Below are 14,107 nucleotides of genomic sequence, written 5' to 3' on the forward strand. Positions count from 1 at the left end.
CCCCCCCCCCCCCCGTCGGCCGCGAGGAGTCAGCGCAGGAAGGGGTCCACCGCGATCGCCAGGAACAGCACCGACACGTAGGTGATCGACCAGTGGAAGAGCCGCATCTCCTTGAGCTTGCCGCCCGTCACCTCGGCCTTGGCGCGGTTCTGCAGCCCGTGCGCCTCCCACAGCCACATGCCGCCGGCCGCCAGGGCGACCGCCGTGTAGAACCAGCCGGTGTAGCCCAGCGGCTGCAGCAGCAGCGACACGGCGACCATCACCCAGCTGTAGATGACGATCTGGCGGGCGACGACCTTGTTGGAGGCGATGACCGGGAGCATCGGCACGCCGACGCGCGCGTAGTCCTCCTTGACCTTCATGGACAGCGGCCAGTAGTGCGGCGGCGTCCAGAAGAACATCACCCCGAACAGGATGACCGGCGCCCAGGACATCGAGTTGGTCACGGCCGACCAGCCGATGAGCACCGGCAGGCAGCCGGCGATACCGCCCCAGACGATGTTCTGCGAGGTGCGGCGCTTGAGGATCATCGTGTAGACGACCACATAGAAGAGGAGAGCGCCGAGCGAGAGCCAGGCCGACAGCCAGTTGACGGTGAGACCGAACAGCAGGGTCGAGACGACGGCCAGGGTGATGCCGAAGACGAGGCACTCGACCGGACTGACCATGCCGGTCACCAGCGGGCGCTGCGAGGTCCGGTCCATCAGCGCGTCGATGTCGCGGTCGATGTACATGTTCAGCGCGTTGGCGCCGCCGGCGGACAGGTAACCGCCGACACAGGTCAGCAGCACCAGCTTCAGATCGGGAACACCTTGTTCGGCGAGGAACATCACCGGAACGGTGGTGATCAGCAAAAGCTCGATGATCCGCGGCTTGGTCAACGCCACGAACGCCTTGACACGGGCCCCGAACGGCCGGTGACTCGGGCTCTGGTTCGTCCCGATAACCCCCGCAGGACGGGATTCAACGGCCGTCACGCACACCCCTGACAGAGACATCCCAGCAAGCCCGACCGTGTGAAGTGGCGGTAAAGGCTCGCGCGTACCACGCCACTTTAGACGTTGCCCGTACTTCGGCCTTCGTGGGGGTGGGGTCGTGTTGGGAGAGGTGCTCCGACGTGCGTTCGGGGAGTCGATTGAGCAGTCAGATGAGCGGCTCCGTATTCACTTGCCGAATGCGGTTTCGCCCAGTCGGGAGGCGGATCGACAAGAGTCCCGGCAGTCTTGTTTCCAGCGGAAAAACGCACGTACTTACGGGGGTAGGCTCGGCCATGGCCGGCCGACTCACGGACGCGCCGGCAGCCGGTGGGCGCAGCACGCGCACCGGCATCCGACATGTGGAGAGGAGCCCTGACTCAGGGTGAGCACCAAGCCGACCACCACAGACCTCGAGTGGACCGAACTGGACCAGCGGGCCGTGGACACCGCCCGCGTCCTGGCCGCCGATGCCGTACAGAAGGTTGGCAACGGCCATCCGGGTACGGCGATGAGCCTGGCGCCCGCCGCCTACACCCTCTTCCAGAAGGTGATGCGGCACGACCCCGCCGACGCGAACTGGGTCGGACGCGACCGTTTCGTGCTGTCCGCCGGCCATTCGTCCCTGACTCTCTACACCCAGCTCTACCTGGCCGGCTTCGGTCTGGAGCTGGCGGACCTCGAGTCCTTCCGCACGTGGGGCTCCAAGACCCCCGGGCACCCGGAGTACGGCCACACCACGGGCGTGGAGACGACGACCGGCCCGCTGGGCCAGGGTGTCGCCAACGCGGTGGGCATGGCGATGGCCGCCCGCTACGAGCGCGGCCTGTTCGACCCGGAGGCCGCCGAGGGCGAGTCCCCGTTCGACCACTTCGTCTACTGCGTCGCCGGTGACGGCTGCCTCCAGGAGGGCATCTCCGCCGAGGCCTCCTCCCTCGCGGGCCACCAGAAGCTCGGCAACCTGGTCCTGCTGTGGGACGACAACCACATCTCCATCGAGGGCGACACCGAGACCGCCGTCTCCGAGGACACCTGCAAGCGGTACGAGGCGTACGGCTGGCACGTGCAGCGCGTCGCCCCGAAGCCGGACGGCGACCTGGACCCGAACGCGCTCTACGACGCGATCGAGGCGGCGAAGAAGGTCACGGACAAGCCGTCCTTCATCGCCATGCGCTCGATCATCGCCTGGCCCGCCCCGAACGCGCAGAACACCGAGGCCGCGCACGGCTCGGCGCTCGGCGACGACGAGGTCGCGGCGACCAAGCGGGTCCTGGGCTTCGACCCGGAGAAGACCTTCGAGGTCTCCGACGAGGTCATCGGCCACACCCGCAAGGCTCTGGAGAAGGGCCGGGCGGCCCGCGCCGTGTGGGAGAAGACCTTCCAGCAGTGGCGGGACAACCACCCCGACCGCGCCGCCGAGTACGAGCGCGTCGCCAGGGGCGAGCTGCCCAAGGGCTGGGAGGAGAAGATCCCGGTCTTCGAGACGGGCAAGGGTGTCGCCACCCGTGCCGCGTCCGGCAAGATCCTCCAGGCGCTCGGCGCGGTCGTCCCGGAGCTGTGGGGCGGCTCGGCCGACCTGGCCGGCTCGAACAACACGACGATCGACAAGACGTCGTCCTTCCTCCCGGCGGACAACCCGCTGCCGGAGGCGGACCCGTACGGCCGCACGATTCACTTCGGCATCCGCGAGCACGCGATGGCCGCCGAGATGAACGGCATCGCGCTGCACGGCAACACCCGCGTCTACGGCGGCACCTTCCTGGTGTTCTCCGACTACATGCGCAACGCGGTGCGGCTGTCGGCGCTGATGCACCTGCCGGTGACGTACGTGTGGACGCACGACTCCATCGGTCTGGGCGAGGACGGCCCGACCCACCAGCCCGTCGAGCACCTCGCCTCGCTGCGCGCCATCCCGGGCCTGAACGTGGTCCGCCCGGCGGACGCCAACGAGACGGCCATCGCCTGGCGCGAGATCCTCGGGCGCTGGACGAAGGAGTTCGGCAAGGGCCAGCCGCACGGTCTGGCGCTGACCCGCCAGGGCGTGCCGACGTACGAGGCCAACGAGGACGCGGCCAAGGGCGGCTACGTCCTGTTCGAGGCCGACGGCGGCGACGCCGAGGTCGTCCTGATCGCCACCGGCTCCGAGGTGCACGTCGCCGTCGAGGCGCGCGAGCGGCTCCAGGCCGACGGCGTGCCGACGCGTGTGGTGTCCATGCCGTGCGTCGAGTGGTTCGAGCAGCAGGACCAGGGGTACCGGGACAGCGTCCTGCCCCCGTCCGTGAGGGCCCGTGTCGCGGTGGAGGCCGGGATCGGTCTCACCTGGCACAAGTACGTCGGGGACGCCGGCCGCATCGTTTCCCTGGAGCACTTCGGTGCCTCGGCGGACGGCAAGGTGCTCTTCCGCGAGTTCGGCTTCACCGCCGAGAACGTCGCATCCGCCGCCCGGGAATCGCTGACCGCAGCTCAGCGCTGACGCTCGTACACGACACGTAGGAGATGCATTTTCCATGACAGACGCACTCAAGCGCCTCTCCGATGAAGGCGTCGCGATCTGGCTGGACGACCTGTCGCGCAAGCGCATCACGTCCGGCAACCTCGCCGAGCTGATCGACCAGCAGCACGTCGTGGGCGTCACCACCAACCCGTCGATCTTCCAGAAGGCGATCTCGCAGGGCGACGGCTACGACCAGCAGCTCTCCGACCTCGCCTTCCGCAAGGTCACGGTCGAAGAGGCGATCCGCATGATCACCACGGCGGACGTCCGCGACGCCGCCGACATCCTGCGCCCCGTCTTCGACGCCACCGGCGGCAAGGACGGCCGGGTCTCCATCGAGGTGGACCCGCGTCTCGCGCACAACACCAAGGCGACGGTCGCCGAGGCCAAGCAGCTGGCCTGGCTGGTGGACCGGCCCAACACGCTGATCAAGATCCCGGCGACCGAGGCCGGTATCCCGGCGATCGCCGAGACCATCCGCCTGGGCATCAGCGTCAACGTCACGCTGATCTTCTCGCTGGAGCGCTACCGCCTGGTCATGGACGCCTTCCTGACCGGTCTGGAGAAGGCCAGGGAGCGCGGCCTGGACCTCTCCGAGATCCACTCGGTGGCGTCCTTCTTCGTGTCCCGCGTGGACACCGAGATCGACAAGCGCATCGACGCGCTCGGCACCGACGCCGCCAAGGCGCTGCGCGGCAAGGCCGCCGTCGCCAACGCCCGCCTCGCCTACCAGGCGTACGAGGAGATCTTCTCCTCCGACCGCTGGAACGCCCTGGAGAAGGCCGGCGCCAACAAGCAGCGTCCGCTGTGGGCCTCCACCGGTGTGAAGGACAAGGCGTACAGCGACACCATGTACGTCACCGACCTGGTCGCGCCGAACACGGTCAACACCATGCCGGAGGCGACGCTGTTCGCCACCGAGGACCACGGCGAGATCACCGGCGACACGGTCGCCGGCACCTACGAGCAGGCCCGCGCCGACCTCGACGCGGTCGAGAAGCTCGGGATCGGCTACGACGAGGTGGTCCGGCTGCTGGAGAAGGAGGGCGTCGACAAGTTCGAGGACTCCTGGACGGACCTGCTGAAGTCGACCGAGGCGGAGCTGAAGCGCCTCGCCCCCTCGGAGGGCTAAGACATTGTCAAGCAGCAACCCGCTGCGTGACCCCGCAGACCGACGGCTCCCGCGTATCGCGGGGCCGTCGGGTCTGGTCATTTTCGGCGTCACCGGTGACCTCTCCCGCAAGAAGCTCATGCCCGCCGTGTACGACCTCGCCAACCGGGGTCTGCTGCCGCCGGGCTTCTCTCTTGTCGGCTTCGCCCGCCGCGACTGGGAGCACGAGGACTTCGCCCAGGTCGTGCACGACGCCGTCAAGGAACACTCCCGTACGCCGTTCCGCGAGGAGGTCTGGCAGCAGCTCATCCAGGGGATGCGCTTCGTCCAGGGCACCTTCGACGACGACGACGCCTTCGAACGGCTGCGCGGCACCATCGAGGAGCTGGACAAGGCGCAGGGTACGGGCGGCAACTTCGCCTTCTACCTCTCGGTGCCGCCGAAGTCCTTCCCCGTGGTCATCAAGCAGCTGAAGAAGCACGGCCTCGCCGACCAGTCGAGCGGCTCCTGGCGCCGCGCGGTGATCGAGAAGCCGTTCGGCCACGACCTGAGGTCGGCCGAGGAACTCAACCGGATCGTCCACGAGGTCTTCGCCCCGGACCAGGTCTTCCGCATCGACCACTACCTGGGCAAGGAGACCGTCCAGAACATCCTGGCGCTGCGCTTCGCCAACACGATGTTCGAGCCGATCTGGAACCGCTCCTACGTCGACCACATACAGGTGACGATGGCCGAGGACATCGGCATCGGCGGCCGGGCCGGCTACTACGACGGCATCGGCGCCGCCCGTGACGTCATCCAGAACCACCTGCTCCAGCTGCTCGCGCTGACCGCCATGGAGGAGCCCGCCTCCTTCGACGCGGACGCGCTGGCCGCGGAGAAGACCAAGGTGCTCGGCGCGGTCCGCCTCCCCAAGGACCTGGGCCGGGACACCGTGCGCGGCCAGTACGCGGCCGGGTGGCAGGGCGGCGCGAAGGCCGTCGGCTACCTCGAAGAGGACGGCATCGACCCGAAGTCGAAGACCGACACCTACGCCGCGATCAAGGTGGGCATCGACAACCGCCGCTGGGCGGGTGTCCCCTTCTACCTGCGCACCGGCAAGCGCCTCGGCCGCCGCGTCACCGAGATCGCGGTCGTCTTCCAGCGGGCCCCGCACTCCCCCTTCGACTCCACGGCCACCGAGGAACTCGGCTCGAACGCGATCGTCATCCGCGTCCAGCCCGACGAGGGCGTCACCGTCCGCTTCGGCTCCAAGGTGCCGGGCACGTCGATGGAGATCCGGGACGTGTCCATGGACTTCGCCTACGGCGAGTCCTTCACGGAGTCCAGCCCCGAGGCGTACGAGCGCCTCATCCTGGACGTGCTGCTCGGCGACGCCAACCTCTTCCCGCGCACCGAGGAGGTCGAGCTGTCCTGGAAGATCCTCGACCCGATCGAGGAGTACTGGGACGAGCACGGCACCCCGGCCCAGTACGCGGCCGGCACCTGGGGACCCGTCGAGGCGGACCACATGCTCGAGCGAGACGGACGGAGCTGGCGCCGGCCATGAAGACAGACCTCACGGACACCACGGCCAGCAAGATCAACAAGGCGCTGGTGCTGGGACGCCGGGCCATCGGCACCCCGGCCATCGGCATGGTGCTCACCCTGGTCATCGTCACCGACGAGGAGAACGCCTACGACGCGCTGAAGGCCGCGAGCGACGCCGCGCACGAGCACCCCTCGCGCACGCTCGTGGTCATCAAGCGCGTCTCGCGCTCGCCCCGGGACCGTACGAAGTCCCGGCTGGACGCCGAGGTACGCCTCGGCGCCGACGCGGGCACCGGCGAGACGATCGTGCTGCGGCTGTACGGCGACGTCGTCGACCACGCCCAGTCGGTGGTCCTGCCGCTGCTGCTGCCGGACGCGCCGGTGGTGGTGTGGTGGCCGGTGAACGCGCCGCTGAACCCGGCCGGGGACCCGCTGGGCGCGCTGGCCCAGCGCAGGGTCACCGACACCTACGCCTGCGAGGAGCCGGTACGGGAGCTGGCCGCTCGCGCCGACGCCTACGCGCCGGGCGACACCGACCTGTCCTGGACCCGCATCACGCCGTGGCGCTCGATGCTGGCCGCGGCCCTGGACCAGGTCGACTGCAAGGTGCAGGCGGTCGAGGTGGAGGGCGAGGAGTACAACCCGAGCTGCGAGCTGCTCGCGATGTGGCTCGCGGACCGGCTGGGCGTCCCGGTGCAGCGCTCGGCGTCGAGCGGCCCGGGTCTGACGGCGGTCCGCATGGAGACCGACTGCGGCCCCGTCGTCCTGGACCGGGCCGACGGCTCGCTGGCGAACCTGTCCATCCAGGGCCAGCCGGCCCGCGCGGTGGCGCTCAAGCGCCGCGAGACGGCCGAACTGATCGCGGAGGAGCTGCGGCGCCTCGACCCGGACGACACGTACGCCTCGGCGCTGCGGTACGGGGTGAACCGGCTGAACGCGCCGGATTCCCCGGACGCGCCGGCCAAAGGGAACTCCTCCGGTGGCGGGGCCGTCGCGGCTCCCGTCGAAACGGCTGCGAAGGCTCCCGCGAAGGACGCGGCGCAGGAGAAGACACCGGTGAGGAAGGCGGCGGCCAAGTGAGCACTCCCCAGCTGGTCGTGCACCGCGACAAGGAGCTGATGGCCGAGGCCGCGGCGGCCCGGCTGATCACGAGGATCGTGGACGCGCAGGCCTCCCGGGGCAGCGCGTCCGTGGTCCTGACCGGTGGCCGCAACGGCAACGGCCTGCTCGCGGCGCTCGCCGGGTCCCCGGCCCGGGACGCGATCGACTGGACCCGCCTGGACCTGTGGTGGGGCGACGAGCGCTTCCTGCCCGAGGGCGACCCGGAGCGCAACGTCACCCAGGCGCGCGAGGCGCTGCTCGACTCGGTGCCGCTGGACCCGGAGCGGGTGCACGCGATGCCGGCGTCGGACGGCCCGCACGGCTCGGACGTGGAGGCGGCGGCCGCCGCGTACGCGCGGGAGCTGGCCGAGGCGTCCGTTCCCGAGAACCACGCCGCGGTGCCGTCCTTCGACGTCCTGCTGCTGGGCGTCGGCCCGGACACGCACGTGGCGTCGCTCTTCCCGGAGCTGCCCGCGGTCCGCGAGACGGACCGTACGGTGGTCGGCGTCCGCGGCGCGCCCAAGCCGCCGCCGACCCGGGTGACGCTCACCCTCCCGGCGATCCGCGCCGCCCGCGAGGTGTGGCTCCTGGCGGCCGGCGAGGACAAGGCGGAGGCGGCGGCCATCGCGCTGTCGGGCGCGGGCGAGATCCAGGCACCGGCGGCGGGGGCACAGGGCCGCGCCCGGACCCTGTGGCTGCTGGACTCGGCGGCGGCTTCGCAGCTGCCGCGTTCGCTGTATCCGCCGGCGTCGGCCTGACCGGTCCATGGCGGCGGCCTGACCGGGACGTGGCGTCGGCCTGACCGGGACGTGGCGTCGGCCTGACCGGGACGTGGCGTCGGCCTGATCGGCCCGTGGGACGGGAGAGGGGCGGGGCGGTGGGGGCTTGTCGCCCCTGCCGCCCCGCCCCTCTCCCGTCGCTCACTCCCGCCCGCGCAGCTCCCGGTAGGCGGCGACGAGCGCCCGCGTGGAGGCGTCCAGGCCGGGGACCTCGGCGCCGTCGGTGAGGGCGGGTTCGACGCGCTTGGCGAGGACCTTGCCCAGTTCGACGCCCCACTGGTCGAAGGAGTCGATGTTCCACACCGCGCCCTGGACGAACACCTTGTGCTCGTAGAGGGCGACGAGCTGTCCGAGCACCGACGGGGTCAGCTCTCGGGCGAGGATCGTGGTCGTCGGGTGATCGCCCTTGAACGTCTTGTGCGGGACCAGCTCCTCCGGGACTCCCTCGGCCCGCACCTCGTCCGGCGTCTTGCCGAAGGCGAGCGCCTGGGTCTGCGCGAAGAAGTTGGCCATCAGCAGGTCGTGCTGGGCCTTCAGCTCGTCACTCAGCTCGGCCACCGGCCGGGCGAAGCCGATGAAGTCCGCCGGGATGAGCTTGGTGCCCTGGTGGATCAACTGGTAATACGCGTGCTGCCCGTTGGTGCCGGGTGTGCCCCAGACCACGGGGCCGGTCTGCCAGTCGACCTCGCGCCCGTCGCGGTCGACGTACTTGCCGTTGGACTCCATGTCGAGCTGCTGGAGGTACGCGGTGAACCTCGACAGGTAGTGCGAGTACGGCAGCACCGCGTGCGACTGGGCGCCCAGGAAGTTGCCGTACCAGATGCCCAGCAGACCCATCAGCAGCGGGACGTTGGACTCGGCGGGGGCGGTGCGGAAGTGCTCGTCGACGAGGTGGAAGCCGTCCAGCATCTCCCGGAAGCGGTCCGGGCCGATGGCGATCATCAGGGCCAGGCCGATCGCCGAGTCGTACGAGTAGCGACCGCCGACCCAGTCCCAGAACTCGAACATGTTGGCCGTGTCGATGCCGAAGGCGGCGACCTTCTCCGCGTTCGTCGACAGGGCGACGAAGTGCTTGGCGACGGCCTTCTCGTCACCGAGGGCGTTCAGCAGCCAGGTCCGGGCGGAAGTGGCGTTGGTGACCGTCTCGATGGTGGTGAAGGTCTTGGAGGCGATGACGAACAGCGTCTCGGCCGGATCCAGGCCGTGGGTGGCCTCGTGCAGGTCGGCGCCGTCGACATTGGAGACGAAACGGACCGTCAACTCGCGGTCGGTGAAGGCGCGCAGCGCCTCGTAGGCCATGGCGGGGCCCAGGTCGGAGCCGCCGATGCCGATGTTGACGACGTTCCTGATGCGTTTGCCGGTGTGGCCCTGCCACTGTCCGGAGCGGACGCGCTCGGCGAAGCCGGTCATCTTGTCGAGCACCGCGTGCACCTTGGGCACGACGTTCTCGCCGTCGACCTCGATCACCGCGTCGCGCGGGGCGCGCAGCGCGGTGTGCAGCACCGCCCGGTCCTCGGTGGTGTTGATCTTCTCGCCCCGGAACATGGCGTCGCGCAGGGGGAAGACCTCGGTGGCGGCGGCCAGTTCGCGCAGCAGCCGCAGCGTCTCGTCGGTGACGAGGTGCTTGGAGTAGTCGACGTACAGGTCTCCCACCCGGAGCGTGCGGCCGGTGCCGCGACCCGGGTCGGCGGCGAACAGCTCGCGCAGCCGCACCTCGCCGAGCTCCTCTCGGTGCTTGGCCAGCGCGGTCCATTCGGCCATCTGGTTGAGCCTCGTACGGCCGTCTTCGTTCATGTCGGACTTCAGCCTTCTTCCTTAGGTGTCCCAGCTGTCCCGGCTGTTCCAACCTAATTGATCAGCGCTGAGGAAGACCGAGGCGGCCTGGAGGAGGCTGAACTAGATCTCGCCCCGCAGTTTGGCGAGCGCCTCGGCGAGGATGGCCTCGCCGTCCGCGTCGCTGCGACGCTCGCGCACGTACGCGAGGTGGGTCTTGTAGGGCTCGGTGCGCGGCGGGTCCGGTGGATTGTCCCGGTCCTGCCCGGCGGGAAAGCCGCAGCGCGTGCAGTCCCAGGTGTCCGGGACCTGTGCGTCGCTCGCGAAGCTCGGCTGCGTCTCGTGTCCGTTGGAGCACCAGAAGGCGATGCGCAGACGCGGCGCGGACTCGCCACGCTCGGCCTCGCCCATCGGCCCCGCCCCGACCCGGCTTCCCCGGATCGCGTTGCCACTTGCCACGGTCGTAACTCCCTGCGTGATGGTGCCGCAAAGCGAGTCGGCGTTCGCTTCGCTGCGAGCGCCTCAGTCTACGTAAGGCCCAACGCGCGTCCAGTGGTTGGAGTTACAAGCTCCACTGCTCAGACGCAAGCCCCATGATAGGCGGCGCCGTGGGGCGCGTACCGAACATGGGGCTTTACGTGCTGAAGTGCGGGGTGTGTCAGTTGTTCGCCTTCATCAGAAGGCCGAGCACCATGATGCACGCGAACCAGAGCAGACCGACCACGACGGTGATCCGGTCGAGGTTGCGCTCGGCGACCGAGGAGCCGCCGACGGACGACTGCATGCCGCCACCGAACATGTCGGAGAGGCCGCCGCCCTTCCCCTTGTGCATCAGCACCAGCAGCATCAGCAGCAGGCTGAAGACGATCAGGGCGATCGAGAACCCCAAAACCACGGCTGGACCAACTTCCTCGGATTCGGATGAACGACGGGGGCACGGTGACAGTGGGCCACCATGCCCCCGCAAGGGTACGACGTATCGCCGCTAGCGCATACTCACTGGTCGACCTGCTGGTCGATCTCCGTGTCGGGCTACTGGTCGCGGAAGCGGACGATCTTGACGAACTCGTCCGAGTCCAGCGAGGCGCCGCCGACCAGCGCGCCGTCGATGTCGGCCTGCGACATGATCTCGGCGACGTTGCCGGACTTGACCGAGCCGCCGTACTGGATGCGGACCTTGTCGGCCAGCTCCTGCGAGTACAGGTCGGCGAGCTTGCCGCGGACGGCCGCGCAGACCTCCTGGGCGTCCTCGGCGCCGCAGACCTTGCCGGTGCCGATGGCCCACACGGGCTCGTAGGCGATCACGACGGTCTCGGCCTGCTCGGCGGGGACGTCCTTCAGGCCGCCCTCGACCTGGGCGAGGGTGTGGGCGACGTGGTTGCCCGCCTCACGGACGTCCAGCTCCTCGCCGACGCACAGGATCGGGGTCAGGCCGTGCTTGTAGGCGGCCTTGACCTTGGCGTTCACCAGTTCGTCGGTCTCGGCGTGGTACTGCCGGCGCTCGGAGTGGCCGATCGCGACGTAGGCGCAGCGCAGCTTGGCCAGCATCGGGCCGGAGATCTCGCCGGTGTAGGCGCCGCCGTCGTGGGCGGAGATGTCCTGGGCGCCGTACTTGATCTTCAACTTGTCGTGCTCGACCAGGGTCTGCACCGAGCGCAGGTCGGTGAAGGGGACGAGGACGGCGACCTCGACGGCGTCGTAGTCCTTGTCCGCCAGGGCGAAGGCGAGCTTCTGGACTTGGGCGATGGCCTCGAGGTGGTTGAGGTTCATCTTCCAGTTGCCCGCCATCAGCGGCGTGCGGGTGGTCATCGGGGTCAGTCCTCCAGTGCGGCGAGGCCGGGGAGCGTCTTGCCCTCGAGGTATTCGAGGGAGGCGCCGCCGCCGGTCGAGATGTGGCCGAATGCGTTCTCGTCGAAGCCGAGGGTGCGGACGGCCGCGGCGGAGTCGCCACCGCCGACCACGGTGAAGCCGTCGGTGTCGACGAGGGCCTGGGCGACCGCCTTGGTGCCCTCGGCGTAGTCGGGGTGCTCGAAGACGCCCATGGGGCCGTTCCAGAAGACGGTGGCGGCGTCGGCGAGCTTCGATGCGTACAGCTTGCGGGTCTCCGGACCGATGTCCAGACCCTCCTGGTCGGCCGGGATGGCGTCCGCGGCGACGGTGGCGGGGTTGGCCGGGGCCTTGGTCTTCAGGTCCGGGAACTCCGGCGCGACCAGGACGTCGACGGGAAGGACCAGCTCGACGCCGTTCTTCTCCGCGCGCTCCATGTACTCCTTCACGGTCGGGACCTGGTCCTCCTGGAGGAGGGAGATGCCGACCTCGTGGCCCTGGGCCTTGAGGAAGGTGTACGCCATGCCGCCGCCGATGAGGAGCCGGTCGGCCCTGCCGAGCAGCTGGTCGATGACGGCGAGCTTGTCGGAGACCTTGGCGCCGCCGAGGGCGACGACGTAGGGGCGCTTGACGTCGTCGGTGAGCTTCCTCAGGACGCCGACCTCGGTGGCGATGAGGTGGCCGGCGTAGTGCGGAAGCCTCTTCGGCAGGTCGAAGACCGAGGCGTGCTTGCGGTGCACGGCCCCGAAGCCGTCGCCGACGTAGACGTCCGCGAGGCCGGCCAGCTTGTCGGCGAAGGCGGCGCGCTCGGTGTCGTCCTTGCTGGTCTCGCCCGCGTTGAAGCGCAGGTTCTCGATGACCGCGACCCGGCCGTCGGCGAGGCCGGCCACCGTGGACTCGGCGGCGGTGCCGACCGTGTCCTCGGCGAAGGCGACGCCGGCGCCGAGCAGTTCACCGAGGCGGGCGGCGGCCGGGGCGAGGGAGAAGACCGGGTCCGGGGCGCCCTTGGGGCGGCCCAGGTGCGAGGCGACGATCACGCGCGCGCCCGCGTCGGCCAGGGCCTTGACGGTGGGCACCACGGCGCGGATGCGGCCGTCGTCGGTGATGGTGGTGCCGTCCAGCGGCACGTTCAGGTCGGCGCGGACGAAGACGCGCTTGCCCGCGACGCCTTCGGAGAGCAGTTCGTCGATCGTCTTCATGCAGAGAGCTCCTGGGTTCTCGTGATCGCTCGTGATCCTACGAGGGCTGGTCGCTGCGGACGCGACGCAGGGCTCGGGCAGCGCGGCCTTGCGCTGCCCGAGCCCTGCCACCGCATCGCGGTGCCTGCTGAGTCCGAGTCGATCAGAGCTGGTTGCCGATGAAGACCGTGAGGTCGACGAGGCGGTTCGAGTAGCCCCACTCGTTGTCGTACCAGCCGATGACCTTCACGCTCTTGCCGTCCTGGACCATGGTCAGGGACGAGTCGAAGGTGCAGGACGCCGGGGCGTTGACGATGTCCGAGGAGACGATCGCGTCCTCGGTGTACTCCAGGATGCCCTTGAGCTCGCCCTCGGCGGCCTTCTGGAAGGCGGCGTTGACCTCTTCCTTGGTGACCTCGCGGCTGAGCTCCAGGACGAGGTCGGTGACCGAGCCGGTCGGGACCGGGACGCGCATCGCCATGCCGTCCAGCTTGCCCTTGAGCTGCGGGAGGACCAGCGCGGTGGCCTTGGCGGCACCCGTGGTGGTCGGGATGATGTTCTCCGCGGCGGCACGGGCGCGGCGCAGGTCCTTGTGCGGGAAGTCCAGGATGCGCTGGTCGTTCGTGTACGCGTGCACCGTCGTCATCAGGCCCTTGACGATGCCGAAGTTCTCGTCGAGGACCTTGGCCATCGGCGCCACGCAGTTGGTGGTGCAGGAGGCGTTGGAGATGACGTGGTGGTTCGCCGGGTCGTACGAGTCCTGGTTGACGCCCATCACGATGGTGACGTCCTCGTCCTTGGCCGGAGCCGAGATGAGGACCTTCTTGGCACCGCCGGCGATGTGCTTCTCGGCGTCGGCCTTCTTCGTGAAGATGCCGGTCGACTCGATGACGATATCGACACCCAGCTCGCCCCACGGGATGTCCGCGGGGTTGCGCTCGGCGAGGACCTTGACGGTCTTGTCACCGACGGTGATGGTGTCCTCGGTGTGCGAGACCTCCTGCTTGAGGCGGCCGAGGATGGTGTCGTACTTCAGCAGATGTGCGGTGGTCGCGGTGTCACCCAGGTCGTTGACAGCCACGATCTCGATGTCTGCACCCTGCTCCAGCAGCGCGCGGAAGTAGTTACGACCGATGCGGCCAAAGCCGTTGATGCCTACGCGGATCGTCACGAACCGATCTCCTCGTTGGTACGCCGGCCCGATGTGCCGGCGAGCTGTATTTGGGATGTCCCCGACCACCTCCGACCCTACCTCTCCGAGGCGTCGGGGGTGACATCGAGACGCCCCATACCCGGCAGGGCGGTCCGTACCCGCCAGTAGGGGTACGGACCGCCCTGGA

The 14,107-nt window shown here is 69.4% G+C and carries 12 protein-coding genes; 5 read left to right on the forward strand and 7 right to left on the reverse strand.

All coding sequences use genetic code 11. The features are described 5' to 3' along the window. Positions 1-29: 29 nt before the first annotated feature. Positions 30-998, reverse strand: a complete 969-nt coding sequence (locus tag ACH4NX_RS07330) for a heme o synthase (RefSeq protein WP_398127679.1) — start codon at positions 996-998, stop codon at positions 30-32. Between the two features lie 361 nt (positions 999-1,359). Between ACH4NX_RS07330 and tkt the strand changes: the two genes are divergently transcribed. The 5 genes from tkt to pgl are packed head-to-tail and all read left to right on the forward strand — an operon-like array spanning position 1,360 to position 7,968. After that, positions 1,360-3,447: a transketolase gene (gene tkt / locus ACH4NX_RS07335; protein ID WP_398127680.1), complete on the forward strand. Its 2,088-nt coding sequence runs from the start codon at positions 1,360-1,362 to the stop codon at positions 3,445-3,447. A 34-nt stretch (positions 3,448-3,481) separates the two neighbouring features. Next, positions 3,482-4,600 carry a transaldolase gene (gene tal, locus ACH4NX_RS07340; RefSeq protein ID WP_398127681.1) on the forward strand — a complete coding sequence of 373 codons (1,119 nt, stop codon included), beginning with the start codon at positions 3,482-3,484 and terminating at the stop codon, positions 4,598-4,600. A gap of 4 nt (positions 4,601-4,604) precedes the next feature. Beyond that, positions 4,605-6,128: a glucose-6-phosphate dehydrogenase gene (gene zwf / locus ACH4NX_RS07345; RefSeq protein ID WP_351399093.1), complete on the forward strand. Its 1,524-nt coding sequence runs from the start codon at positions 4,605-4,607 to the stop codon at positions 6,126-6,128. Beyond that, positions 6,125-7,189 carry a glucose-6-phosphate dehydrogenase assembly protein OpcA gene (gene opcA, locus ACH4NX_RS07350; RefSeq protein WP_398127682.1) on the forward strand — a complete coding sequence of 355 codons (1,065 nt, stop codon included), beginning with the start codon at positions 6,125-6,127 and terminating at the stop codon, positions 7,187-7,189. The genes zwf and opcA overlap by 4 nt, the downstream gene beginning before the upstream one ends. Next, on the forward strand, positions 7,186-7,968 hold the full coding sequence (gene pgl, locus ACH4NX_RS07355) for a 6-phosphogluconolactonase (RefSeq protein ID WP_351399089.1): 783 nt from the start codon (positions 7,186-7,188) through the stop codon (positions 7,966-7,968). The genes opcA and pgl overlap by 4 nt, the downstream gene beginning before the upstream one ends. Positions 7,969-8,130: 162 nt before the next feature. Here pgl and pgi read toward each other — a convergent pair whose 3' ends face one another. The 6 genes from pgi to gap all read right to left on the reverse strand — a co-directional run bounded on the left by pgi (position 8,131) and on the right by gap (position 13,938). Further along, on the reverse strand, positions 8,131-9,783 hold the full coding sequence (gene pgi / locus ACH4NX_RS07360; protein ID WP_351399087.1) for a glucose-6-phosphate isomerase: 1,653 nt from the start codon (positions 9,781-9,783) through the stop codon (positions 8,131-8,133). Between the two features lie 102 nt (positions 9,784-9,885). Further along, positions 9,886-10,221: an RNA polymerase-binding protein RbpA gene (locus ACH4NX_RS07365; protein WP_351399085.1), complete on the reverse strand. Its 336-nt coding sequence runs from the start codon at positions 10,219-10,221 to the stop codon at positions 9,886-9,888. 199 nt (positions 10,222-10,420) lie between these two features. Further along, positions 10,421-10,657 (reverse strand): preprotein translocase subunit SecG, encoded by a 237-nt coding sequence (gene secG / locus ACH4NX_RS07370; RefSeq protein ID WP_079160504.1) that lies wholly within the window; start codon positions 10,655-10,657, stop codon positions 10,421-10,423. A 137-nt stretch (positions 10,658-10,794) separates the two neighbouring features. Continuing rightward, positions 10,795-11,571 carry a triose-phosphate isomerase gene (tpiA, locus tag ACH4NX_RS07375; protein ID WP_351399082.1) on the reverse strand — a complete coding sequence of 259 codons (777 nt, stop codon included), beginning with the start codon at positions 11,569-11,571 and terminating at the stop codon, positions 10,795-10,797. Between the two features lie 5 nt (positions 11,572-11,576). Then, on the reverse strand, positions 11,577-12,788 hold the full coding sequence (locus tag ACH4NX_RS07380; protein ID WP_398127683.1) for a phosphoglycerate kinase: 1,212 nt from the start codon (positions 12,786-12,788) through the stop codon (positions 11,577-11,579). Positions 12,789-12,930: 142 nt separating this feature from the next. After that, on the reverse strand, positions 12,931-13,938 hold the full coding sequence (gap, locus tag ACH4NX_RS07385; protein WP_279565786.1) for a type I glyceraldehyde-3-phosphate dehydrogenase: 1,008 nt from the start codon (positions 13,936-13,938) through the stop codon (positions 12,931-12,933). Positions 13,939-14,107: the final 169 nt, after the last annotated feature.

It is taken from the genome of Streptomyces sp. NPDC017225 (assembly GCF_044331465.1).
In the GTDB taxonomy this organism is placed as follows: Bacteria; Actinomycetota; Actinomycetes; order Streptomycetales; family Streptomycetaceae; genus Streptomyces.

Excerpts from the sequence above, each read along its gene's own strand:
- ACH4NX_RS07330 (WP_398127679.1), bottom strand. The coding sequence starts at position 998 with ATGTCTCTGTCAGGGGTGTGCGTGACGGCCGTTGAATCCCGTCCTGCG.
- tal (WP_398127681.1), top strand. The coding sequence starts at position 3,482 with ATGACAGACGCACTCAAGCGCCTCTCCGATGAAGGCGTCGCGATCTGG.
- opcA (WP_398127682.1), top strand. The coding sequence starts at position 6,125 with ATGAAGACAGACCTCACGGACACCACGGCCAGCAAGATCAACAAGGCG.
- pgi (WP_351399087.1), bottom strand. The coding sequence starts at position 9,783 with ATGAACGAAGACGGCCGTACGAGGCTCAACCAGATGGCCGAATGGACC.
- tpiA (WP_351399082.1), bottom strand. The coding sequence starts at position 11,571 with ATGACCACCCGCACGCCGCTGATGGCGGGCAACTGGAAGATGAACCTC.
- ACH4NX_RS07380 (WP_398127683.1), bottom strand. The coding sequence starts at position 12,788 with ATGAAGACGATCGACGAACTGCTCTCCGAAGGCGTCGCGGGCAAGCGC.